18 protein-coding genes and 1 CRISPR repeat array are annotated in these 24,249 nt (G+C 39.5%); of the genes, 9 read left to right on the forward strand and 9 right to left on the reverse strand.

The features are described from left to right. Nucleotides 1-4: 4 nt before the first annotated feature. A complete protein-coding gene (locus MSKOL_RS01275; protein WP_048117065.1) occupies nt 5-922 on the reverse strand; it encodes a transcriptional regulator in 918 nt (305 codons plus the stop codon). 189 nt (nt 923-1,111) lie between these two features. On the opposite strand from MSKOL_RS01275, the gene MSKOL_RS01280 reads away from it, so the two are divergent. After that, entirely contained in the window at nt 1,112-2,182 is a 1,071-nt protein-coding gene (locus tag MSKOL_RS01280) for a formate--phosphoribosylaminoimidazolecarboxamide ligase (RefSeq protein ID WP_048117067.1), read from the forward strand. A gap of 96 nt (nt 2,183-2,278) precedes the next feature. On the opposite strand, the gene MSKOL_RS01285 is transcribed toward MSKOL_RS01280, so the two are convergent. Further along, entirely contained in the window at nt 2,279-2,914 is a 636-nt protein-coding gene (locus MSKOL_RS01285; protein WP_048117068.1) for an NAD(P)H-dependent oxidoreductase, read from the reverse strand. A gap of 215 nt (nt 2,915-3,129) precedes the next feature. On the opposite strand from MSKOL_RS01285, the gene MSKOL_RS01290 reads away from it, so the two are divergent. The 3 genes from MSKOL_RS01290 (at nt 3,130) to MSKOL_RS01300 (ending at nt 6,364) form a co-directional block, all read left to right on the forward strand. Further along, nucleotides 3,130-4,443 (forward strand): ATP-binding protein, encoded by a 1,314-nt coding sequence (locus tag MSKOL_RS01290; RefSeq protein WP_048153315.1) that lies wholly within the window; start codon nt 3,130-3,132, stop codon nt 4,441-4,443. A gap of 209 nt (nt 4,444-4,652) precedes the next feature. Next, the gene (locus tag MSKOL_RS01295; protein WP_048117079.1) at nt 4,653-5,141 is read left to right on the forward strand and encodes a 3-isopropylmalate dehydratase small subunit; all 489 of its coding nucleotides are present in this window, start codon (nt 4,653-4,655) and stop codon (nt 5,139-5,141) included. A gap of 95 nt (nt 5,142-5,236) precedes the next feature. Continuing rightward, on the forward strand, nt 5,237-6,364 hold the full coding sequence (locus MSKOL_RS01300) for an isocitrate/isopropylmalate dehydrogenase family protein (protein ID WP_048153316.1): 1,128 nt from the start codon (nt 5,237-5,239) through the stop codon (nt 6,362-6,364). Between the two features lie 30 nt (nt 6,365-6,394). Here the strand turns inward: MSKOL_RS01300 and MSKOL_RS21265 are convergent, their stop codons facing one another. Then, complete coding sequence (locus MSKOL_RS21265; protein ID WP_255351956.1) at nt 6,395-6,517, reverse strand: hypothetical protein; 123 nt, start codon at nt 6,515-6,517, stop codon at nt 6,395-6,397. 192 nt (nt 6,518-6,709) lie between these two features. Between MSKOL_RS21265 and MSKOL_RS01305 the strand changes: the two genes are divergently transcribed. Further along, on the forward strand, nt 6,710-7,774 hold the full coding sequence (locus tag MSKOL_RS01305) for a GNAT family N-acetyltransferase (RefSeq protein WP_197078802.1): 1,065 nt from the start codon (nt 6,710-6,712) through the stop codon (nt 7,772-7,774). A gap of 731 nt (nt 7,775-8,505) precedes the next feature. On the opposite strand, the gene MSKOL_RS01310 is transcribed toward MSKOL_RS01305, so the two are convergent. From MSKOL_RS01310 to MSKOL_RS01335, 6 genes are all read right to left on the reverse strand, one after another. After that, nucleotides 8,506-9,117, reverse strand: a complete 612-nt coding sequence (locus tag MSKOL_RS01310) for an ABC transporter ATP-binding protein (RefSeq protein ID WP_048117090.1) — start codon at nt 9,115-9,117, stop codon at nt 8,506-8,508. Then, the gene (locus MSKOL_RS01315) at nt 9,107-10,144 is read right to left on the reverse strand and encodes an ABC transporter ATP-binding protein (RefSeq protein ID WP_231592347.1); all 1,038 of its coding nucleotides are present in this window, start codon (nt 10,142-10,144) and stop codon (nt 9,107-9,109) included. Before MSKOL_RS01315 ends, MSKOL_RS01310 begins: the two co-directional genes overlap by 11 nt. Before the next feature lie 217 nt (nt 10,145-10,361). Further along, nucleotides 10,362-11,219, reverse strand: coding sequence for an ABC transporter permease (locus tag MSKOL_RS01320; RefSeq protein WP_048117092.1), 858 nt, complete (start codon nt 11,217-11,219; stop codon nt 10,362-10,364). After that, a complete protein-coding gene (locus MSKOL_RS01325) occupies nt 11,216-12,208 on the reverse strand; it encodes an ABC transporter permease (protein WP_048117094.1) in 993 nt (330 codons plus the stop codon). The genes MSKOL_RS01320 and MSKOL_RS01325 overlap by 4 nt, the downstream gene beginning before the upstream one ends. 463 nt (nt 12,209-12,671) lie before the next feature. Beyond that, nucleotides 12,672-14,291, reverse strand: coding sequence for an ABC transporter substrate-binding protein (locus MSKOL_RS01330; protein WP_231592349.1), 1,620 nt, complete (start codon nt 14,289-14,291; stop codon nt 12,672-12,674). 635 nt (nt 14,292-14,926) lie between these two features. Beyond that, a complete protein-coding gene (locus MSKOL_RS01335; protein ID WP_231592351.1) occupies nt 14,927-16,588 on the reverse strand; it encodes an ABC transporter substrate-binding protein in 1,662 nt (553 codons plus the stop codon). 567 nt (nt 16,589-17,155) lie between these two features. Continuing rightward, nucleotides 17,156-19,402: direct repeats of the CRISPR family, unit length 37 nt; unit sequence ATTCGTGAGCAAGATCCACTAAAACAAGGATTGAAAC. A 147-nt stretch (nt 19,403-19,549) separates the two neighbouring features. Between MSKOL_RS01335 and MSKOL_RS01340 the strand changes: the two genes are divergently transcribed. The 4 genes from MSKOL_RS01340 to MSKOL_RS01355 all read left to right on the forward strand — a co-directional run bounded on the left by MSKOL_RS01340 (nt 19,550) and on the right by MSKOL_RS01355 (nt 24,202). Then, nucleotides 19,550-20,119 carry a plasmid pRiA4b ORF-3 family protein gene (locus MSKOL_RS01340; RefSeq protein WP_048153319.1) on the forward strand — a complete coding sequence of 190 codons (570 nt, stop codon included), beginning with the start codon at nt 19,550-19,552 and terminating at the stop codon, nt 20,117-20,119. A 911-nt stretch (nt 20,120-21,030) separates the two neighbouring features. Further along, on the forward strand, nt 21,031-21,597 hold the full coding sequence (locus MSKOL_RS01345) for a plasmid pRiA4b ORF-3 family protein (protein WP_048117097.1): 567 nt from the start codon (nt 21,031-21,033) through the stop codon (nt 21,595-21,597). 515 nt (nt 21,598-22,112) lie between these two features. After that, nucleotides 22,113-23,015: a YecA family protein gene (locus MSKOL_RS01350; protein WP_082091004.1), complete on the forward strand. Its 903-nt coding sequence runs from the start codon at nt 22,113-22,115 to the stop codon at nt 23,013-23,015. A 704-nt stretch (nt 23,016-23,719) separates the two neighbouring features. Then, on the forward strand, nt 23,720-24,202 hold the full coding sequence (locus MSKOL_RS01355; RefSeq protein ID WP_048153320.1) for a hydrolase: 483 nt from the start codon (nt 23,720-23,722) through the stop codon (nt 24,200-24,202). Nucleotides 24,203-24,249: the final 47 nt, after the last annotated feature.

Consider the following 24,249-nt stretch of genomic DNA (forward strand, 5'->3'; position numbering starts at 1 on the left):
ATCTCTACTTGGCTTTATTCTTATAATAGACTTCTCTTACAATCAGTAAGACTACTATAAAAAGACACCCTAACAGGAACCAGAACCCGGGGTGAAGAGAAAGCATGTCATAAAGCCCGTGAATCCCGCTTGCATGAGCTAACCCTTCAGGCGGGATAGAAGAACACCCCTGTACAGAGTTTAAACCATCCGGTGTGGACATTGGGACTTCAGCAACTCCCTGAGTCGGGTCAGTTTCCACTCCATAGGACAGATTTCCTGCTCCGGATTCAGGAACTCCAGAGCTTGCATTCGAAACTCCCTCAGGCACCTGCTGGTCGAGAGCTATTTTTGGGCTTACGTTATTGCTCTCGTTTATTCCCAGGACCATTTGCTCTGGAGAAGAATTGTCAAATGTTTCCATAGTCTTCATTCTCAAAGGAGCAGTTGCATCAATAACCCTTTTTGCTTTCATGTAAGCTGAAAAATACTCTATACCCGCAGATGCAAAAAAGACAGCTACTATTACTCCGAGGTACTTTTGCAGCAGGCTTACGAGAGAGAGTTTGTCTATAGAACTTTTTGAAGGAACGAGGACAATAAGTTTTTCGGCTGACTCGTAGATTTTTACCTGCCGTCCTTTCTTGCTCCACTTTATTTGTTTGATTTTTATAAGATCGGATTCTATAAGGGAGTCAAGATTATACTTAACAGTAGTAAGGGGAAGTTCCAGCTCCTCTGCAATACTGGTTGCAGACATGCTTTTTTTCCCGAGCAACTCAAGAATCTTTATTGATGTTTCATTGGAAAGAATCTGAGTGATCTTTCTGGATTCTCCATTTACCGGAAGAACAAGCACCTTGCCGCCCTGCTCCATTTGCCCAGGCCCCGGCAGGGGGTCGCCGACTTCCGATAACTCATCTTGATCTTTAAGCCCGTCCATAATAACTTCCTGGATTAAAAACCTGTCTATTTTTAACTCAGAGTATAATCTTAGTTTGCGCGAATCAATATAAAGTTTTATTTTTATGACAGAATATTCGTTCACTACCACATCTAGATATAGAATCCAGACCTTAACCTTAAATAGAACATTGTATATACTAATCTAAATTTTCCGCTGGTACCAATCATGATCACAAAACAGCAGGTTCTTGAATTTCTGAAAAATTACGATTTAGAAAACATTACTATTGCAACAATTTGCTCCCACTCAAGCCTTCAAATTTTTGACGGAGCTCGGAAAGAAGGCTTCAGAACTCTGGGAATCTGCGTCGGCAAGCCCCCAAAATTTTATGAGGCTTTTCCCAAAGCAAAACCCGATGAGTACCTTGTCGTCGATAGCTATGCCGATATAATGAACAAGGCTGAGGAACTTAGAAAGAAAAACACCATCATTATCCCTCACGGCTCAGTAGTTGCTTACCTCGGCACGGAAAATTTTGCAGAGATGGCCGTACCCACTTTCGGAAACCGAGCTGTGCTCGAATGGGAATCGGACAGAGATAAAGAGCGTGAGTGGCTTCTTGGGGCAGGCATTCATATGCCCGGGAAAATCGATGATCCCCACGATATCAATGGGCCTGTAATGGTTAAGTACGACGGGGCAAAAGGAGGAAAAGGTTTCTTCGTCGCAAAGACTTACGAAGAATTCAATGAACTCATAGACCATACCCAGAAGTACACGATTCAGGAATTTATTACCGGAACCCGTTATTACCTTCATTACTTCTACTCCCCTATCCGAAACGAAGGATACACTTTAAGCCAGGGCAGCCTTGAACTTCTGAGCATGGACCGCAGGGTAGAATCCAATGCGGATGAGATCTTCAGGCTCGGTTCACCCAGAGAACTCGTAGAAGCAGGAATCCGCCCGACATATGTGGTCACAGGAAACGTTCCCCTGGTAGCAAGAGAATCACTCTTACCCCTTATCTTCTCTCTTGGAGAAAGGGTAGTTGAAGAATCTCTTGGCCTCTTTGGTGGGATGATAGGTTCTTTCTGCCTTGAGACCGTCTTTACGGATACGCTTGAGATTAAAGTCTTTGAGATTTCGGCCAGGATTGTTGCAGGGACAAACCTTTACATTTCAGGTTCTCCTTATGCCGACCTGATGGAAGAAAACCTCTCAACCGGAAGAAGAATAGCCCGGGAAATCAAAGTAGCAGCTCAGACAGGCCAGCTAGATAAAATAATATCTTGAGCAGGTAATAAACTTCAAGAAAATGAACTTTTAGAGTATATTGATAATTAAGTTTTCAAGCTCTAAAAATTAGATTTTTCAAAGTTGACTGCCTTTTTAACCTTTAATTTTTTGAGATTTCAAACAAGTTTTATCAGGACTGATCGGGAAATACATATCTACTGTTTCTCTCACTTCTTTTAACCAATCCAGTCGTTCTTCAAGCTTACTGGTAACTATAACCCCAAACATTTTTCTATGAAAGTTTTTTACTCCGCAGAAATCGAAAACGCAGTTTTTCCATAATATCTCAAGTGGGTCCCCAAATACTTGCAATTCCCGTTCTCTCGGCGTGTTTGATGTGTTGAATACTAAAGCAGTTTCTGCTTTCAATAGTCCTATTGGTATTCCTTCGCCATTATCTCCTTCTTTAAATTCATATGCTACTCCAGCACGTATTACTCTATCTACCCATCCTTTTAAAATCGCAGGTGGTTGCCCCCACCAGTTAGGATGAACTATAACGATCCCGTCAGCATTGCTGATTTCATTACAGTGTTCTTTAATTATTCTTTCTAACGAGGCGCCTTTGGGAATTTCCTGACCTGAGAGAATCGGATCAAATTTTTCCTCATAAAGATCGTGAAAAAAAACTTCATGCCCATTATTTGAAAGGGTTTCTATAACGGTATTTGCAATCGCATGATTAAAACTACCTTTATTTGGGTGTCCAAGAATTACCAGTATATTCATCGAACTTTGCCTTCCTATCCTGTGAATATATGCTTTAATGACGACGTCACATATCTATGCGAGCCTGATACTTTCATATCTACGTGAGCCTGATACTTTCCAGATATCATCCTCATATCGAAAAAAAGAGAATTCGAAAAGATCAAAGCGTGGATTTTTATTTTAATTTCTTATAACTAAATTATTTTAAATAGTTTTCAGTTCGATAATATCTAATGCAAAAAATCGAATGTAAAGAGTCCAAGCCTGTTTTTCGGGGAAAAAATACTGGGACGCTGCGTGTACTTGGAAGTGAAGAGAATCCCGGGAAGGGCCTTTTATCGATTGGAAATTACATGGCACTTGACCATTCACGGGGAGCAGCCGTTTATCTTGATGCCCTGAAGCCTCATGCTATTTTGATTTGCGGAAAAAGAGGATACGGAAAATCCTATACTATGGGCTGTTTGCTTGAAGAACTTGCCTTTCTTGAGCCGGCTATCAGGAAAAAGCTTGCATCCGTTGTTATTGATACTATGGGGATTTTCTGGACGATGAAGCATCCAAACTCTTTTGAAGCGCGGCGGCTTAAAAACTGGGAACTCACTCCATCCGGGCTCGATATTGAGATTTTCGTGCCTGTGGGCAAGGTAGAGGCTTACATAAAACGGAATATTGATGTGAAGCCATTTTCCATCCCGATAAGCGAACTTTCAGGAAGCCAGTGGTGCAGGATTTTTAGTATCGAAGAGGTTTCTCCTCCTGGAATTCTGCTGGTAAGGGCAATCGAATCCCTCAGGGAAAAGGGAGAAGCGTATTCTTTTGAGGAAATTCTCAGTGAAATTGCCGGAGACCCTCGCTCTGACGAGGTTTCGAAAGGAGCTGCAGAGAATTACTTTAGAGCAGTAAAGTCCTGGGGCCTTTTTTCAAAAGAAGGGACAAAACTGTCAGATCTCGTATCTGGAGGTAGAACAACTATCCTTGATGTGAGTACGCTTGAAAACGAAAACGTCTGCGCTGCAGCAGTATCAATTATTGCAGGCAAGCTTTATGAAGCAAGACTTGAGGCAAGACGAACCTACGAAAAAAAACTTATGGGGGAAAAGTTCGATGAAGAAGTATTTCCCATGGTCTGGCTCTTTATAGACGAGGCTCATATTTTCATACCTGCAAAGACTGAAGGCCTTGCCTCAAAAGTACTTATTAACCGCTGTCTCAGACAGGGTCGGCAGCCTGGCCTTTCCCTGGTCCTGGCAACCCAGAGGCCTGCAAGCCTTCATCCCGATGTTGTTTCCCAGAGTGACCTTCTTATCTGCCACCGCCTTACGGCAAGTGATGATATTCTTGCTCTGGAAACTTCGAGGCCTCTTTATATGCAGGAAAATCTCCAGGCATATATTAAGAAGATGGGAAGTGAAAGAGGGGCTGCCCTGATAGTGGACGACCATTCCGAGTCAGTCCATCTTGTGCGCATCCGTCCGAGGCTAAGCTGGCACGGAGGGGGGGAACCAAGTGCTTTTGAACCTCATACAAAAGAAAAAAGCAACTAAAATGCCTTTCAACTATAAAAGGAACTCATTTTGTAGATATTCTGGAGAAACTCAGGAGTAAGAGTAAGAATTGTTAACTAATTTTTGGTCCCTGTTAGAAAATAATATAAATATTACCTGTGATACTTCAACCCTGTGAATGCAGCTAAACTCAGGCTGTAAAAATTTTAATGTAATAGCATTTAATTGCAACAAAGACCGGTGATGTTATGAAAGGAAGAGCCTGGAAGTTCGGAGACGACGTAGATACGGATGCAGTGATTCCCGGAAGGTACCTGATTTACAATACCCCTGAAGAGCTTGCAAAGTACACGTTTGAAGGCGTGCGCCCCGAATTTGCAAAAAACGTTCACGAAAATGATATAGTGGTTGCGGGAAACAATTTTGGTTGCGGCTCCTCGCGTGAGCATGCGCCCCTTGCCCTGAAAGGAGCAAAGGTAGCCTGTGTAATTGCAAAATCTTTTGCAAGGATCTTTTTCAGGAACGCAATAAATATCGGAGTTCCTGTCCTGGAATGCCCTGACACTGACAGGATTGATGATGGAGACGAGCTTGAAGTAGACCTTGCTACAGGAACTATTGAAAACAAGACAAAAGATGAGACATACCAGGCAACCCCTCTCCCTGATTTCGTGCGTGAAATCGTGGATGAGGGAGGACTTATAGAATATGCCAGGAAACTGGTCTCTGAACGCTAAAAAACAGGAAATCTGTCCTGAGACAGTCCTGTCCGCGTTTGAGATCTCTCAATAAAAAAGGCAGTTTTGCCTGTAAATTCCAAAGGAGTATAAATATGACGCAGTATAAGATTCCGGTCCTCCCGGGAGACGGGATAGGCCCAGAAATTATCGCCGAAGGCAGAAAGGTAATAGATGCCGCTGGCGAAAAATTCGGTTTTGATGTAGAGTGGATTGAATACCCGCAGGGAGCAGATCATTATCTTGAGACGGGAGAACTGATTTCGGAAGATACATTAAAGGAGTTGTCCGGATACCCTGTCGTTTACCTTGGTTCCATCGGAGACCCAAGGATTGCCCCTGGCGTCCTTGAGAAGGGAATCTTATTAACTGCGCGCTTTTATTTTGACGAGTATGTTAACCTTCGCCCGATAAAACTTCTTGACGGAGTGTGGACCCCGCTCAAAGACAAAACCTCAAAAGACATCGACTTTGTGGTTGTCAGGGAAAACACCGAGGACTTCTACGTAGGTGTCGGCGGCAGGGCAAAAAAAGGAGTGAGTAAAGACCTTCTTGAAGTAAAAAGAACGCTCTACTCCGCAAAATTCGGTCTTGATATCGAGACTGACAGCGAAGAAATAGGATACCAGATAGGCTTGATCTCCAAAGAAGGCACAGACAGGGTTATCGAGTACGCCTTTGACCTTGCCGAAAACCGGAAAAAACACGTTTCTTCCGTTGACAAGGCAAATGTGCTTTCCGATATCTACGGCTTCTGGAGAGAAGAGTTCAATGCAATTTCTGCAAAACATCCCGGCGTTACTACAGACTTTAACTTCGTTGATGCCATCACTATGTGGTTTGTGAAAAACCCAGAATGGTTTGATGTGGTTGTAACCCCGAACATGTTCGGAGACATTATTACTGATCTCGGAGCTATGATACAGGGCGGTCTTGGCCTTGCTCCCGGCGGAAATATCAACCCGAACGGAACAAGCATGTTCGAGCCGATTCACGGTTCAGCCCCGAAGTATAAAGGACAGAACAAAGTCAACCCAATTGCCACAATCTGGGCAGGTGCAATGCTCATAGAACAGCTCGGAGAAAAGGAAGCCGCAGACACCATAGTCAATGCAATCCAGAAAAACATCCTGGACAGCAAAGTAAAAACCTACGACATGGGCGGCAAGAGCACAACCTCAGATGTCGGAGACGACATTACAAGGATAATAAAGGGAGAATAATTCAACTCTCCCTTCACTATATTTCTTTTTTCACCGTTTTTTCACCATTCTCTTTTCACCGTTTTTTACCATTCTCTTTTCTCCGTTCTTTTTTCCCTGTTCTTTTTTCACCATTCTCTTTTCCCCGTTCTCTTTTCCCCGTTTTTTCACCATTTTCTTTTCCCCGTTTTTTCACCATTCTCTTTTCACCGTTCTCTTTTCATTAATTTTCTCTAAATTTTCTCAATGTTTCAGTTCTAATATTTGTATGCGGTTGAGCACTACAAAGAATATATATTTAGTGTGTGATAATTAAGTAGGAAGGTATAGTTGAAAGGAAAAAACCCAATAATAGGGGGCATGTTTGTGATCTCAATTAGACCTTTCAGTGATAATGATAATCAAAACTTGATTGAAATAGAAAGACTGTGCCCGCAGGGCGATGAAAACTGTGCTCTGGGTGTAGATAAGACGGATATAATTGCCCGTTATAAAATGTATGATAACTGGAATATGCTTGTGGCAGAAGAAGAAGGAAAAGTTGCTGGCTGGATCGGTTTGACTGTGAAACCGGCTTTTGAAAGGAATGTGAAATATGCATACATTACTGAAGTGATGGTTCATCCGGCCTTCAGGAAGGCAGGAGTTGCCACACAGCTTATGAAGAAGGCAGAAGAAAAAGCCCTGGGAATGGGATCAAGTTATACCTATGCCTATGTGTACGAGTCGAATAATGCTTCCAAATCCTTATTCGGCAAGATGGGATATTCCAGCGTGAGATATATTAAAACGCCAGCACTTCCAACTTATAAAAAATCGGATATATCACCAGAGTATTCAATAAAACCCGTTGATAGAAAAGAGATTGGTGATGCAGTCAGCCTTATTAATGAGTATAATTCAGGATTTATACATTTCCTGCCGTTTACGGCTCAAACCTTTGAAGAGCGTTTGAAAGCCATTCCCTGGTATGGGCTGGAGAATTTCTGGGTGGTCAGAGACAAGAATAATAAAATCGTAGCCTGTGCCGGACTATGGAATAATTCCAAACTGGGAAATTTATATTATGCCAGAGAACCGGTAGTAATGAAGATGATGAGATCTATTTTTGGAGTCCTGAGTCATATTACAAAAGTACCGAAGATTACAGCCGAAAAAGAACATTTGAAATTGCTTTATATTGCTGATTATGCATTTGATAAACGACAACCTGAAGCTATGCTGGCGCTACTTAAATGGCTAAGTAACCTTTCAATTGATATGAAACAGGATTACCTTATGACTGCAACAGATCCGGATGATGATTTTCTTGCAATTATAAAAAAACTGAAACCTCAGATCGAAACCTGGAACATATTTGCAAAATCGTTCGAAGGAGACTTACCAACTTTCAGTCCATTTTATACAGATATAAAAGACATGATTCCCTGAGGAATTAAATTCCAATGGTCTATATGAAGTTAAAAAATACTGAAAACAATATTAAATGAGTTGACGCTTATACCTCCTGAGCTACCGACACAGGGGTTTTACGCTTCTTCATATAACATAAATTTCGGGGCATCTTCGTAAAATTTTTCAATACGCAGTCAAAATTGTTGTATGCGAAACACCATAACCTCAACTATGAAATAAATTTAAATATGTCAATCCCATATATTAGCATATGAAAATTTTTAACATAGTTTTTGGGAAAAAAAATTTGTTTGATATGAAATGTGAATACACATCGAAATGCACTGCATATAAAGATAATTCCTACACATGTACAGAAGCTCTGGATAAAAGCTACTGTGGAATTTATAAACTTTTCTTGCAAGAAGCCTGAAATTTTAGACACAGAATCATATTTCGGGTACTGAGAGTTCCCAGTTAAGCTGAAAAACTTCTGTTTTCTTGTTTTATTAATATAGTTTTGTAGTAAAACCTGTGCATAGACTTTGGAGTAAATTAAAATCAGACGAGAGAGCTCTGTACTGAAACAGGTCGTTAATACTATATAAAAAAATTAGGTTTGCGTTACAACCTCCAGGTCAGAGTCAGGTGGTTTTACGCTTCGTTATCAAAGGCTTCAGGATTAAACTCTGGGCATTCAGTTAAAGACCAGTTCAGTTTTTTAAAAATATTATCTTTTCTTTTATTAAATATTATCTTTTCTTTTATTAAATATTATTTATGTCTTTTAGATAAATGGTATCTTGACATAATCTGTCAATTAAATTTATGTCATGGCTTACGACCAGTACTCCAATATTAAGTTCTTCGACGATATTTAAAACAATATTCCAGATTTGAGCTTGAGTAATAGCGTCTACCATTGTAGTAATTTCATCAGCAATTAAAAACCTGGTTTTAGGGCTTAAAGCTCTTGCAAGGGCAAACCTCTGCAGTTCTCCTCCTGAAAGCTCATTAGGCCATCGGTTGAGCCAGTTACTTTTAATTCCAAATGCTTCATTAATATCCTGTGAAACAAGGTGTCCTTCGTTTAGAATATCTTTCATTCTCCATTTAGGGTTTACAGCTTTTTCCGGATGTTGAAATACAAGCTGTACCGGGTTATAGCCTTTTGACGGGATATCTTTTCCATCTATACTTACTTTCCCCTGATACTTATTTTCGTAGCCTGCTAAGATCTTACATAGAGTAGATTTTCCGCTTCCGCTATCCCCAATGAGGCCCAGTACCTCCCCGCTACCTAACGAAATATTAACATCCTTTAAAATCAAATTATTTCTTTTATACCCGAAGCTTATGTTCTCACTTTTAAGACGCATTATTGCACCTCACCACCCCACCGTTGATCTGTTTCAATTGTGGAGTTCCCTGAGAACAGATAGCTTTCTTTTTTGAACATCTTTCATAAAAGATACACCCGTCGATGACTTCATCCTGCATTGGTTGATGGCCTTTGATTGCCTGGAATTTATTCTGGGGAAGGGCACTCCAGAGTGCACGGGTATATGGGTGTCTCAGGTTCTCACCATTATTTTTAAAGTCTTCAACGTTAGCTACTTCCAGAACCGTACCTGCATAAAATACTGCGATTTTATGGGAGATTTTTAATGCAGCTTCAATATCATGAGTTATAAGTATCACTGCACACCCCTTATCTGCCATGTCTTTGAAGTAACTCAGGGTCTCGTTCAAAGTTTTTTCGTCTAACCCCGGGGTTGGTTCATCCGCAATTACGAGTTTTGAAGAGCTTATTACAGCAGTCGAAACCAGAACTCTTCGGGCCATCCCTCCTGATAGCTCATGAGGGAGCATTCTTTCGACCTCGGGTTTTAAATTGTATCTCTGAAAAATTTCTCTCTGAAGTTTCCTCATTAAGCCTTCGTTTTCCTTTTCAATGCATCCTATTACTTGATTTGAGACTTTCATTAAAGGATCAAGGTAGGTTATCGCTTGCGGAATCAGGGCTATTTCTTTGCCTCTCATTTCTTCTTTTCTTTCCTGAGTAAGTTCGTTGCCATCGTATTCTATCTTACCATCAAGTTTTGCGTTTAAAGGTAAAATTCCTAAAATAGCATGAGCCAGAAGACTTTTACCTGACCCGCTTGACCCTACAATAGCCAGAATTTCACCTTTATAAGCCTGGATGCTCAAATTAGAAATTACTTTCAGTTCAGTCTGCCTAAGGCCCGACGAATATTGAGTAAATGACAATGAAAGATCTTCTACGTTCAACAGAACTTCAGTTTTTTTCCGTCCTCCAGCAACTGTTTTATCTCTTTTTCCAACGACTGTTTCAAGTCCAGTGGCTAACTCTTTTTCAGGGTTTATTTCAGCTTTATTTCCCATAATTCACACTCTCCAGATGTAAATCTAACATATTTTTTATTCAGTACATTTTAGATCCAGCATACCTCTAATCTGGCACACTTCTAATCCAGCACACTTCTAATCCAGTACACTTCTAATCCAGCACACTTCTAATTCAGCACACTTCTAATTCAGTACACTTCTAATCCAGCACACTTCTAATTCAGCACACTTCTAATTCAGTAACAGATGAAATTTATTCATGAGCATTTTTCGGATTCATCAGCTTTCCTAAACCTTCTCCAATCATATCAAATGCCAGAACTACAATTAACAGCGATAATCCCGGGAAAAATGCAAGCCACCAGTATCCTGCTGAAAGATACCTCATAGATTCGGAAAGAATTATACCGATTGCCGGTTCATGCGGTGAAAGCCCAAACCCCAGGAATGTGACTGAAGCTTCGTGTAAAATCGCATGTGGAAACATTAAAATCGTGCCTAACAGTATCTGAGGAGCCAGATGAGGTAGAATGTGTTTTGTAGCTATCCACCATTTAGACCTGCCAAGATTCCTGGAGATCTGAATGTACTCCTGGGTTTTCAGCTGCTTGATTTCTGCTCTTACGACCCTTGTTAAGCTCGGCCAGTGCGTTAATGCAACTCCGATGATAACTCCTGTTGCTCCCCCTCCAATTCCTATGGAAATGAGAACTATTAAAAGCAGGTGCGGAATTGAAAGAAAGAGGTCTACCAGCCAGGACACAAAGGTGTCTGCAGTTTTTCCTGCACTTGAAAGTAATCCTAAAATTACGGTCAATAGAGTGCTGATTATGGAAGCAAGCCCTCCAACCAATATGCTTAAACCCAGTCCTTCCAGAGTTCTTATAAACATGTCTCTTCCCATCCAATCTGTCCCGAATGGGTGTTCCATAGAAGGAGCGAGGTTTTTAGAGCCGAAATTGGTCTGTAGAGGTTCCTCGCCTAAAAAAACGCTGGAAGCCACAATTACAAGTAATAAAAGTGAAGTGAAACCTATTATCAGAAGCGTTTTCTGCCTGAGATTTAATCCTCTAAATAGTCCCCTGTTGACTGTCACAACAGCAGTGCTCATATTAATGCCTCCTGTTGCTTTATCCTGGGGTCAACAAATTCATAGATAATATCAGCAATCAGGTTTCCGAAGAAAACAAAGAAAGTGCTGAAGATGACTATTCCCAAAAGCAGCGGTACATCGGATCTCAGTCCTGCTGCTACTGCAGCCTGTCCTATTCCGGGATATGAGAATACCTGTTCAACCAGGACTGTTCCCCCGAAAAGTTCACTAAATCCTAAAAACTGCAGGGTAATGGCCGGAAGTGCAACATTTCGAATTCCATGCCTCAATACAAGGTCCAGCCCATTTTCACCTCTTGCCTTTGCAAATAAGACGTAATCACTGGATAGAACTTCGATTAATTTTTCTCGAGTGAACATTGTAATTTTTGCAATGTCTAATAAACTCAAAGTTAGTGCAGGGAGAATTAAACGCTTAAACCATTCAAAAAACGTCACATTGTCGGCTGTAACTCCTATAGGGACACTTAATCCTATTGGGAACCAGCCCAGATATACTGAAAACACCATCAAAAGGATAAGTGCTAGCCAGAATGTTGGTGCAGCAGCCAGAGCGTAACAATAAATCTTTATCGCCTTATCGACCCACGTATCTTGCTTTGCACCAGCTATTATTCCTAAAACAAAACCCAGAATTCCTGAAAACAGCCATGAAATCCCCATCAGGGCGAGGGACGCTGCAAATCGTTCTTTAATGACGTCAATAACTGGAATTCTATAAATCAGTGAAGTTCCAAAGTCTCCTTTAAGAATATCTCCAGCCCAGTTCAGGAATTTTTCCTGCGGAGGAGTATTAACCCCCCAGTATGCTTCAAGTTTAGCTTTGTGCTCTGCAGTTACTGGCATTTCCCCAATATAGGCTCTAACGGGATCTATAGGCGAATACTGGATAAGCATGAAACTTGCAAGACAAACTATAATCAAAAGGCTTGTCAGTCGGAGGGCTTTTTTTCCGATGAAGCCCGCTATTTTTTCATTGTTTGACACGCTACTCCCTCATACGTAATTATTCTATAATGATGTCCATTTTAACGTGAATATCAGTCTGTGAACGGTGTCCAGGGGTTATTAGGAGTTTTTGCATTTTTTAAGTAGAATGGAGTTAAATCTGGTAAAATAGTCATTTTATTGCTTTTTCCAATCAGTCACACTAAACCCGGCTGTGGATAAAAAGAAAGGAAAAAGTGAGTAGTTGAGCCTGCAAGATCAGAATTAAAGGCTCAGTTATTCACTATACCGGATTTATTGCTCGTTAACTATGGAATTGATTACTTGCTAATTACGAGATTGATTACTCGCTAATTACGAGATTGATTACTCGCTAATTACGAGATTGATTACTCGCTAATTACGAGATTGATTACTCGCGAACTGCAGGATTAATCAACCATAGTTACAGGCTTAATTACCCACTTACAGGATTAATCTCCATACTTTCAGGATTAAGTCCTCATTTGGAAGTCGGGCTGTTTGTGTCTACTCTTTTCCATTCGTAGATATTTCCTAAAACATCTGCTCCTGCGTTTCTTTGTGGAGTACCCATATCCAGGGTTTCGTCTGCCATGTAGAGGTAATCAATCGTCACCAGCCATAACCATGTAGCATCTCCTGCTGGCCCAAAACCGGTATTTCCGTCATATGCAGCTAATTTCCAGTACTTTGTAGCCTGGTCCTGATCTGTAGACTTTAAAGCTGTTTCCAGATATCCGTCTACAACAGAGTTATTGTAAAGGCCGGGGTTTCTGTAGGTATCGTCGGCTTCTTTGCTGTGGTACTGCTGGTAGAGATTAAAGGTATCTATGCTGCTGTAAGCGTATAACACAGCGGAACTGTACTGGTTGGCATATATTTCGTCCCAGCTTGCTCCTACAAGATCTATTTTTATGCCTAATTCTTTGGCCTGTTCGCTTACAGCTACCGATAGAGCTTGCCTTGTCTGGTCCGAAGCAGAGTAGTATAGCTTAAATTCGGCTTTTGTTCCGTTCTTCTCCCGAATTCCATCGCCGTCAGGGTCTTTCCAGCCTGCGTTTTCCAGTATTTTTTTGGCTTCTTCGGGATTTGAATCATTAACTTTCGCTTCAGGGTTCCCAAAGTTCCGCTGGTCTACTCCGGTGTATTCTACGGCTCCTTTTCCGTATATAACTCCTTCAAGCAGGGCTTTTCTGTCTATACCGACGTTTAAGGCTTTTCTAATTGCTATGTCTGCTGTGACATTATTGCCTATTGGGTCTCCCTGAAGGCTTTTTTTGCCTGTGTTATTCTGCATAGGGAAAGATAGTCCCTGAGCTCTTGCTGCCGGAAGAGATACTAACTTGTACCCATCCACGGTCTGGTTTGCATGGCTAATCTCAATCTCAGCTATGTCCACATCCCCGGATTTTACTGCTGCAAGCGCAGTATCTTTATCCAAAAACAGCATGGTTATTTTTTTGAAGTACGGCTTTTTTCCATAGTAATTTTCGTTTAATTCTAAGATTGCCTGCTGGCCTTTATCCCATTCTACGAGTTTATATGGCCCAGATCCGATCGGATTGGACCCGTAAGTTTCTTTTTTGTATGCATGTTCTGGTACAATCCCAACGTATCTGAGTCTCCATATGAAACTGGACTGAGGTTCTTTCAGTTTGAATTCAACTGCAGTATTATTTATTGCAGTGGCTTTTTCGAGATTACTCATATCCAGTTCGGAGTTACTTCCAATTGCGGTATTAAACGTAAATGCCACATCTCCTGCAGTTAAGTTTTCACCGTCTGTAAACCTGACATCATCTCTTATATACACAGTCCAGTTTTTCCCATCCGAACTGACAGAATAATTCGTAGCAAGATCGTTTATTATGCTTCCATCATCAGCTGATTTAAAAAGAGTGCTCTGTATAAGTGGCTCAAAATTCACATGCCCGCACCCCCATCCCAGAAGGGGGTCAAATCCGGTTTCGGGTTCACCTGTATGTGAATTTACATTCACCACAAGTTCATCAGAGCTTTTAGAAGCCAGATCATCCGAGCCTCCGGAAACTGATTCCTCCGAATCCCCGGAAACCGATTCATCCGAATTCCCTGAAACCAATTCACCCGAGCTCCCGGAAACCGATTCATCAGAAACCTGGGATGACGAGCTAATAGGACCGCCAATCGATGTTAAAATAAAAATAATCGCTATAATTATGATTACTGTCCCTATCAGTAGATACTGTTGTTTTTTCTGAATCTGAATACCTCCTCTATTTTACCAGAGTCCTGAACATTTAAGCAAAAATTGAACTATCAAGTAACGATTTTTAAACTTGACCAGATGATCCGGAATTTTGTATTAAATGTTATTTTCTTGATGAAACTTGATAATAATATGTTACTTTTTTTAGTAAAGTTATGATATCTCAATTAAAACAATTTACTATAAATACATTCCGAAATATATGTGTTACAAATTCTTAGTTTTAAGTAATTTAGTAATACTAAATAGAAACTTTTGCGCGTTTTCTTGAATTTTCAAATAGTCGACGCGTTGAATACTGAAAAAAAGTATAGATTCTAGCGATCCTGAAAAAGAGCAAAGGCAAAATATAAATTTCAATCAAATTTGCCAAAAAAGAGTCACACTGAGGAGTTTTTCATCCCCAGTTTTACTAAGAACTTTAAGGAATAGTTCTCAATCTTTCTAAGAGACTTCCCTGAACGTTCCTTGAAAATCCAGATTTCAGTTTAATTTTCTGTACGTTTCCACTCAAGGATATTGCCAAAGATATCGGCACCGTGAGGCTGAATTTTGGGAGTTCCGAAATCTATATCCTTATCCATAATGTACATGTAATTGATAGTTGCAATCCAGAGCCAGGTAGCGTCTCCTTTTTCTGAAAATCCTGTTGTTCCATCCCAGGCAGCCAGTTGCCAGTTTTTATTGGCAGTATCCTCATCAGTGCTGGTTATGGCTGTCCTTAGATAGTTATCCACGACCGAATTGTTGTACAGTATTATATTGTTGTAGTTTGCAGGGTCATAGCTTTTGCTGTAGTATTTCAGGTATAAGTCAGTCGGGTCCAGTGTGCCGAAACCGAAAATTACTGGAGTTGAATGCGCCAGAGTGTCAATCTCATCCCAGCTCTTACCCTCGACTTTAATGTTTATTCCCAGTTTTTTAGCTTCCTCGCTCAATGCAACGGATAATGCTTGCCTTTCCTGGGCGCCTGAGTAATATAATAATGTAAATTCTGCTTTCGTCCCATTCTTTTCAAGGATACCATCACTGTCGGTATCTTCCCAGCCGGCGTCTGCTAATATTTTCTTTGCTTCGTCTACTTTTCCGTCTTCGAATATAGCTTCCTTATTACCCCAGGGCAGTTTGTCCACTCCAGTAAATTCCTCTTCACCCTGCCCGTTTAATGCGCCATCGATTAAGGTCTGTCTGTTTATTCCGATATTCAGGGCTTTTCTTATCGCAGGATCGGAGGTTACATTATTTCCGATTGAATAGCCATTTTCTGTTTTCTTTCCTGTGTCGGGCTGCATCGGGAAAGTTATGCCACGAGCATCAATGGAACTAAGAGACACTATTTTCATTCCATCTACTTTCTGATTAGCGTATGAGGATGGAATTTCAGCTACGTCGACCTGTCCTGATTTAGCTGCTGCGAAAGCTGTGTCGGACTGCATGAAGAGTAAAGTTAATTTTTTAAAGTACGGTTTCTGGCCATAGTAATCCGGGTTTGCTTCAAAGATTGCCTGCTGGCCTTTATCCCATTCTACGAATCGGTATGGGCCAGACCCGATTGGATGTTCTCCGTAAGTCTCATTGTAAGCATGTTCAGGCACAATCCCGACAGCTGCAAGCTTGTGAATGAAAGTCGTCTGCGGGTCGTTTAATGTGAATTCAACCGTGTAGTTATCGAGGGCTACAGCATTTTTCAAAACTGAGAGATCGACTCCACTCGAATTTGCCGCAGTGTTAAATGTGAATGCTACGTCCCTTGCCGTTAAAGGCACTCCATCATGGAATTTTACGTCATCTCTTATATTAACAGTCCAGGTAAACCCATCGTCACTAACAGAGTAATTTGTCGCTAAATCATTGATCAGAGACCCATTACTGTCCTTTTCAAAAAGAGTACTTTGAACCAGCGGCTCACGACTATAACCCCATCCTGTAATCGGGTTAAAACCTGTTTCCGGTTCTCCGCCATGTGTCCCTATGGCTGCCACCAGCTCGTCCGAGCCCTGGGAAGTTGATACATTCGAATCTCCGGAAGCTAACTCATTCGAACCTCCGGATACTGCTTCATCCGATACCCCTGAAGCCGGATTGTCGGTCTCATTTCCCGGAATGAAAGCAATAGCCGCTACAATAATTATGGCTATTAAACCTATCAAGAGATATTGCTGATTTTTCTGGATTAAAATTCCTCCTTTCTCGTAGTTATATTAAATTACTGCAATATTGTCGCCTATCAGTAGTGTTTTCAGTAATCTCAAATCAGTTAAATAACACGTTTCTGAGAAAACATAATTGTATAGTAATACTTTTTTGATAAAAATTAAGATGAATTAGACTAAACCTGTTTTGCTATAAATACATTCCTAAATATATGTAATACAAATTAGTAATTATATAAAATTAAATAATACAAAATAATATTTAATTCGTTTGTTAGTTTTGGATCAATTCGGGTTCTGGATGAAAAAATAGTTTAAATTTGGTGTTTTTAAAAAATAACTAAAGTATTGCTGGATTAGGTCAGTCTTTGAATCTATTTAAAACGACTTAATATACAAAAGTTAAATAGAAAGAAAGGCATATACCAGAATGTTTCCAAACTGCTAGAAAACCTGTTTTTCTTGTATTTATAAAGGGTTTGATAATTTTCCAGCAAGAATTTTAGCCCCCAAATTGGGCTCATTTCAGGCCTTTTCTAGCCAAATAACGGAAATTTTTGCCCTATTCGTGAGCAAGATCCACTAAAACAAGGATTGAAACTAAAATTAAGAATAGTTCCGTTTGTGTAATCAAAAAATTCGTGAGCAAGATCCACTAAAACAAGGATTGAAACTTACGTTGAGAACCGCTATCACACTACTTTTGGCCTATTCGTGAGCAAGATCCACTAAAACAAGGATTGAAACTAAAAATAGTCCGCAACGTAATATACATAAATAATATATTCGTGAGCAAGATCCACTAAAACAAGGATTGAAACATATAGTCAGGAAATTCATCATATACGGCATGTGGAATTCGTGAGCAAGATCCACTAAAACAAGGATTGAAACTCATGAACAACCTCTTTAAGGGTACTGTGTTAAACCTATTCGTGAGCAAGATCCACTAAAACAAGGATTGAAACTCAATCGCTATTCCCACATAGTAGGACCCGATGGTATTCGTGAGCAAGATCCACTAAAACAAGGATTGAAACCCTTTTGAAAAATATGTATAATAACTCCTATTATCATTCGTGAGCAAGATCCACTAAAACAAGGATTGAAACAAAGTTGAGTATTGATCCCGGCTTTTCCAAGAGTAGATTCGTGAGCAAGATCCACTAAAACAAGGATTGAAACATACCTCTCCAACTGATAGGGGTTTCTTCATTTTGAGAATTCGTGAGCAAGATCCACTAAAACAAGGATTGAAACACCACTTCGAGATACATCCCCGAATTTTCATTGAAACATGACCATTCGTGAGCAAGATCCACTAAAACAAGGATTGAAACTTTCATTTCTTTCTGTTGTTGATGCGAAAGGCATATATTCGTGAGCAAGATCCACTAAAACAAGGATTGAAACTTGATTTTGTTTCGTAGTCTAACAAGTAGTAGAGTCATTCGTGAGCAAGATCCACTAAAACAAGGATTGAAACTTGGGTCTCCGTTTTCGTCTACTTCCTTCCAGTATCCAATAATTCGTGAGCAAGATCCACTAAAACAAGGATTGAAACAAACAAAAAATGGTTTTGAAAATTATGTATACCGCTAATTCGTGAGCAAGATCCACTAAAACAAGGATTGAAACGAGTATCTTCATAAACATGATGATAAATGTTTTGTTATTCGTGAGCAAGATCCACTAAAACAAGGATTGAAACTAACTCTGATGTACACTAGGATAAGTTTTGTGTATGTATTCGTGAGCAAGATCCACTAAAACAAGGATTGAAACTGACAGACCCATCGGGCTGGACTTGATCAACACTTTATTCGTGAGCAAGATCCACTAAAACAAGGATTGAAACTCTTGAGTGGCAATCATTACAATCCCTCAAATACAAATTCGTGAGCAAGATCCACTAAAACAAGGATTGAAACCAGTAAGTTACTTATATGATACTGTAGTATATTGAAATTCGTGAGCAAGATCCACTAAAACAAGGATTGAAACCCTTGTATATCTGCCATAGTTGTTACCTGCAAAAAAGAATTCGTGAGCAAGATCCACTAAAACAAGGATTGAAACGATAATGGTCTCTTGTTTCTTCTGGTAACGTAGATATTCGTGAGCAAGATCCACTAAAACAAGGATTGAAACTTTCTGTAGCCCTGTCTAGAGGAGAGCCGGTGAATTATTCGTGAGCAAGATCCACTAAAACAAGGATTGAAACTTACATCATATCCATCTCTAATTGGTTCAAGTGCTCTTATTCGTGAGCAAGATCCACTAAAACAAGGATTGAAACGAAATCAGCGTCTTGCAAAAATGGAAAAGGAAGAATTCGTGAGCAAGATCCACTAAAACAAGGATTGAAACGAAATTTGCTTCCTGATTTGGAACCCGCCGACGAAATTCGTGAGCAAGATCCACTAAAACAAGGATTGAAACGACAAATGTTTGAATATCGTTGTACCATAGTGGGCTACATTCGTGAGCAAGATCCACTAAAACAAGGATTGAAACCTGTTTACATTTGCCGCACAATCTCTTTTTAAAAAAATTCGTGAGCAAGATCCACTAAAACAAGGATTGAAACTAAATCTCTGCACCGTTGGCAACAACATAAATAATATATTCGTGAGCAAGATCCACTAAAACAAGGATTGAAACCTTTCTTCTGGTATTCATCCGATGAAAATATATCATATTCGTGAGCAAGATCCACTAAAACAAGGATTGAAACTTGACAGTGTAAAACAGTATTGGTTTGATTTGAAGAAATTCGTTAGCAAGATCCACTAAAACAAGGATTGAAACCCTTCAAATACAAGACGCTGCAATCTCTGCTTACTCTTCAGCTTTTTATCGAATTTTGTTGGAAATTTACTGGATTTTATCGGAAGATAAATATCTATTAACAGGTACTGGAGAATATTAGAGGACGTTCATTCAGGTGGATAACTTATGAAAGATGATTTTAAAAATATATATCAGTTTAAGATTTCAATGAAAGGAATAGTTCCTCAGATCTGGCGGCGAATCCAGGTACCGGAAACTTATACTTTTCTGGAACTTCATAATGCTATTCAGGCTGCAATGAATTGGGAAGATTACCATTTGCACGAATTTGAAATGCAAAACCCAAAGACCGGGATGCTTGACAGAATCGGGACAAAAGTCAACGATTACGAAGTTTTCAGTGACGAATCTCTTGTGCCGGAAAAAAAGGCTAAAATCTCCAAATATTTTACGCTGGAGAATAAGAGTGCTCTTTACACCTACGATTTCGGGGACAACTGGGAGGTAAAAGTCCGGCTTGAGAAAATCCTTCCGAGAAAAGAAGGAGTGGAATATCCTGTATGTACTGCAGGAAAAAGAGCAGCTGTCCCTGAGGACATTGGAGGAATATGGGGCTATGAAAATATGCTAGAAATTCTGAAAGACCCCGAACATGAGGAATATGAAGATACAGTGGAATGGCTGGGCGAAGATTTTGACCCAGAATATTTCGATCCAAAAGACGTTTCTTTCTGAGCCGAAAAAGCTGGTGAACAAACTCCCGGAATGATCACAAAACAATATCAATACAGTTCAAGCAAAAAATAAATCGTTTAGTGTTGGTTTTTCGGTTTCAGGCTTGTACATTTGGATTGGAACGTCTAAATGAGGAAACTGAAAAATCAATAGTATTAAACCGTTAACTGCTTGAAATGTAGCTTTAATCCATAGTGTTTGATGTTTTTGATTTTGTATTTCAAATTCATAAATCCAGCAGGTTTGAAATTATCTGGGAATTTGCTGGAAATAAGGAAGCTCCATTTTTTGAAACAAGATTCGCATGCATGGAATATGCGAGAGATAGACTTTTTTCAACATTTTATTCATGAGACATACGGGAAGATGGTTTGAAATTTTTAGAAATTGATCTATAGATGACTGTTTGGAGACAATCAAGGTTTTTTTCCACTTTCAGTCATGAAAGAAATTCATTCACATGTTACCTGTTTTGTCCGCTTTAAGGTAATTATTGAAGAGCATTGAATATATTGAATACATTAGATACATTAGATACATTGGATACATTGGATACATTGGATACATTGGATAGTACTGGATATTATCAGTATTTGAAAACATTATCAACATCATAGTATATTGTTAAACATTAGCGAGTACTCTTAGATGCTATAAACTATTCTTAGATGCTATCGAATATTCTTAAACATTACAGGGTACGATAAGACATTGCTGAATATTATTGGGAATTAATAGCCGTTATTATATGTTAGAGGCCATATTGAATAGTATCTAAGATTAGCAAAAATTAATGAATATTGGCAGAAATTAATGAATATTGGCAGAAATTAATGAATATTAGCAGAAGTTAACGAACGTTAGCAGAAATCATCCAACGTTGACGGTCGTTTATTCTGGGGAATAACTATATGAAAGACACGTTTAAAAAGATATACCAATTAAAGCTTTCAATAAAAGGGATTAGCCCTAAGATCTGGCGGCGAATCCAGGTACCGGAATCTTATACTTTTCTGGATCTTCATAAAGCTATCCAGACTGCAATGAACTGGGAAGATTACCATTTGCATGAATTCGAAATGCAAAACCCAAAAACTGGGGAGCTTGACAAAATAGGGAAAACAGATGACGAGTGTGAAACTGTCTGTGAACCCCTTGTGCCGGAGAATAAGGTCAAGCTTTCCAAATACTTTTCTTCGGAAAATAAGGTTGCTCTGTACACCTATGATTTCGAGGACAACTGGAAGATAAAAGTCCGGCTTGAGGAAATCCTTCCGAAAAAACAAGGGGCGAAGTATCCAGTCTGCACTGCAGGAAAAAGAGCAGCTGCCCCTGAGGATATCGGAGGAATATGGGGTTATGAAGAGATGCTCGATATCTTGAAAGACCCTGAACATGAGGAATACGAGCATACAATGGCCTGGTTAGGGAAAGGGTTTGATCCCGAGCGCTTTAACCCAAAAGACGTTGCTTTCTGAGATTCAAAAACGACAGGGTTCTCACACCCAGACTTTAAATGTAAAAATACATCTGCAGAATTCAACTAATGTATGGGGAGTCCTGACTTCTCGGGGAGGGGTGTTAATATTTTTGAAACTTTCTCTAAAAACATTAGGGCTTGCGCAGTTGAACTGAAAAAACAATAGTATCAGGCCATTAACCGTCTAAAACATGATTTAAATCCACAGTCTTTGATGTGATTGATTTTGTTCCTCAAGTGCATAAGTCCTAAATATATAACTTAATACATACTAAAGAAATATGAAGTCATAATTCATATATCATTAATAGATATTAATTATTTATCTGTTGTATATTATATATTAATAATTTCTCTATTATAAATTCTATATTAATAATTTGTCTGTTAATAAATCAAGCTTCTCGTGGTTTTTTTCTGAATTTAAATATATTAGGGAATTGAAAAACAATCAGACACAAGAAATAATGTCGATTCTGAATTAATCCTCATAAAACAAAGGAAATAAGCAAAATGTCAAAGAAAATTGGTAGAAATGATCCGTGTCCGTGTGGTTCAGGAAAAAAATATAAACATTGTTGTTTAGGTCGTAGCAAAGTAGTTACTGGAAATCAAACTCCTATAAAACAAACTCCTATCATTCAAGCCTCTCCAAAATCCGAAAAATCAGACATTAGTATGCTGGCCATTATGAGATTTGAACAGAAGTTACAGGAAAAGCCCGAAGGATTGGAACAAATTAGCAAACAATTTGAAGAATACTCTGATCTCAAGGACATAAGCTTCAAAGATTTCATTCTAGAAAGCTGGAATTTTAATAAATTAAAAAAGATGAGCACTTCGGAAATAATTGAAAAATTGAAATCAATGAATGTCGATTTCGAAATAGAACGTTTCAAAGAACAGGCTCAAAATTATATCTCTGCAATCCAGTTGGCAGAAGACCATTATTACACACAGAATTTTCAGGCACAAGGCAAGGATGAAGATTTCATCTGGCTAGCAATAATTGAATTATGGAAACGGATAATCCCAGAAAAATACAATATGGAAATGATTGATGATCTTATTCAAGATGGCTATGACGACATTGAAAACCAGAATTACAAAGATGGAATGGAAAAGTGGGAAAAAGCGTGGAATATAATAGTAAGTATTGTTCCTTCTCATATAAAATCTGTTACCGATGCTGATAAATTCATTCCCGTTCTAACACAATGTATTTTTAATTGGTGTCAGGACTTTGAAATGGAGTTAGCGAACGCAGCATTGGAAGATGCCTCTTTCCATCAGAAAAGAATAAAATACTGCCAGGATTTCCGCCGGTTTTTCCCTTACTCTGATAAATCAATAATAAAAAATATGCTCAAAGCAGAAGCCGAATCACGTGCTGAGCTTGGGATACTAAAACAGTAAAAAATGAGTCGAGGGGTGAATTCCGTGGTTTCCGAATAATTTCTGTGGTTTTATTGACGCGGAGATGAGTAGTTTGAGCGTGAACTACTAACGGCTAAAGCATGTTTGCTTCTTGAATCGGTCCCAATTTTTCAGTTATTTCCGAGGTACTCATCTATCCCGCTTCCTTATGGAAATCAGTCATATAAGCCCTTTCCCGCGTCCCGCAGGTGTAAGAAAACAGTATGAAATTTATAAACGTAATGTACTTGAGATACTATTCCGCTTCCGGCTTTCTCGGCTTGACGTTCACAATCCATTTGGGTAAGCCATATCCTTTTTCTGACCAGCTTTCTTGGCTCTCAAATCGCATTGCAGTGACAGTATACTATTATTTTGTTGGTGGGAGACATATGAAGTCATCACAGAACAAACTATGCACAGGTTTTGAGTGGATGTTTTGAGTTTCAAGATCATTATCACTAATTAAAAATCAATTTTATTAAATGATTGACTATTTGTTGACCAAACCGCACATAAAAATCTTCTAATCACAGGCATAAAGAAATGAAAGTACTTGAAAGAACTTTCATGCTAAACAAGGATTGAAACACGAGATTGACTTCTGAATTCGGGATGGGATCTGAGTACATAACTAATCCCAAAAAACTTAAACCAAAACCTAAAATAACCCCCAAAGTCATTACTTAACAGGGTGAAAAATTATGACCACCAACCTCGAAACTCCTGAATGTTGTCCTCGTTTTGACCCAGTCCCCTGGGACGGAAAATTGTTTGAATGGAACAATAAAAGGTTCATCAAGGACTCGGTTACCACGCAGTTTTACATGCCTCTGAATTTTGGAGAGGTAATAGTGCAGATGATCGAGAAAATTGCCAGGGCAGGAGCAGAAATGCCGGACCAACTCTGTTTGTCGGACCACACCTCAGAAAGCAACATGGACCTTTACCTGGCTGTTGATAAAGAAGTGGACGGCGCCGAAAACGTAACACTGAGCGGGAAATTTTTGAGCAAAGTCTATGAGGGAAACTTTGAAACAACAGGAGAATGGTGCCAGGACTTTGAAGCATACGCAAAAAGCCAGGGCCTGGAAATCAAGAAATGGTATATGTGGTATACCACCTGTCCGGCCTGTGCCGAAAAATACGGGGAAAACTACGTCGTGATTATTTCCGAAGTGAAATAAAAGTAAAGTAATAATGCCAACGATTTGCTTCTCAGTGATTTGAGATG

Origin of the sequence: Methanosarcina sp. Kolksee (assembly GCF_000969945.1) — an archaeon.
GTDB classification, from domain to species: domain Archaea; phylum Halobacteriota; class Methanosarcinia; order Methanosarcinales; family Methanosarcinaceae; genus Methanosarcina; species Methanosarcina vacuolata.

Bases quoted from the DNA above. Each gene is read 5' to 3' on its own strand.
- MSKOL_RS01275 (WP_048117065.1), bottom strand. From the start codon at position 922: ATGGACGGGCTTAAAGATCAAGATGAGTTATCGGAAGTCGGCGACCCC.
- MSKOL_RS01280 (WP_048117067.1), top strand. From the start codon at position 1,112: ATGATCACAAAACAGCAGGTTCTTGAATTTCTGAAAAATTACGATTTA.
- MSKOL_RS01285 (WP_048117068.1), bottom strand. From the start codon at position 2,914: ATGAATATACTGGTAATTCTTGGACACCCAAATAAAGGTAGTTTTAAT.
- MSKOL_RS01290 (WP_048153315.1), top strand. From the start codon at position 3,130: ATGCAAAAAATCGAATGTAAAGAGTCCAAGCCTGTTTTTCGGGGAAAA.
- MSKOL_RS01295 (WP_048117079.1), top strand. From the start codon at position 4,653: ATGAAAGGAAGAGCCTGGAAGTTCGGAGACGACGTAGATACGGATGCA.
- MSKOL_RS01300 (WP_048153316.1), top strand. From the start codon at position 5,237: ATGACGCAGTATAAGATTCCGGTCCTCCCGGGAGACGGGATAGGCCCA.
- MSKOL_RS21265 (WP_255351956.1), bottom strand. From the start codon at position 6,517: ATGGTGAAAAAACGGGGAAAAGAGAACGGGGAAAAGAGAATGGTGAAA.
- MSKOL_RS01310 (WP_048117090.1), bottom strand. From the start codon at position 9,117: ATGCGTCTTAAAAGTGAGAACATAAGCTTCGGGTATAAAAGAAATAAT.
- MSKOL_RS01315 (WP_231592347.1), bottom strand. From the start codon at position 10,144: ATGGGAAATAAAGCTGAAATAAACCCTGAAAAAGAGTTAGCCACTGGA.
- MSKOL_RS01320 (WP_048117092.1), bottom strand. From the start codon at position 11,219: ATGAGCACTGCTGTTGTGACAGTCAACAGGGGACTATTTAGAGGATTA.
- MSKOL_RS01340 (WP_048153319.1), top strand. From the start codon at position 19,550: ATGAAAGATGATTTTAAAAATATATATCAGTTTAAGATTTCAATGAAA.
- MSKOL_RS01345 (WP_048117097.1), top strand. From the start codon at position 21,031: ATGAAAGACACGTTTAAAAAGATATACCAATTAAAGCTTTCAATAAAA.
- MSKOL_RS01350 (WP_082091004.1), top strand. From the start codon at position 22,113: ATGTCAAAGAAAATTGGTAGAAATGATCCGTGTCCGTGTGGTTCAGGA.
- MSKOL_RS01355 (WP_048153320.1), top strand. From the start codon at position 23,720: ATGACCACCAACCTCGAAACTCCTGAATGTTGTCCTCGTTTTGACCCA.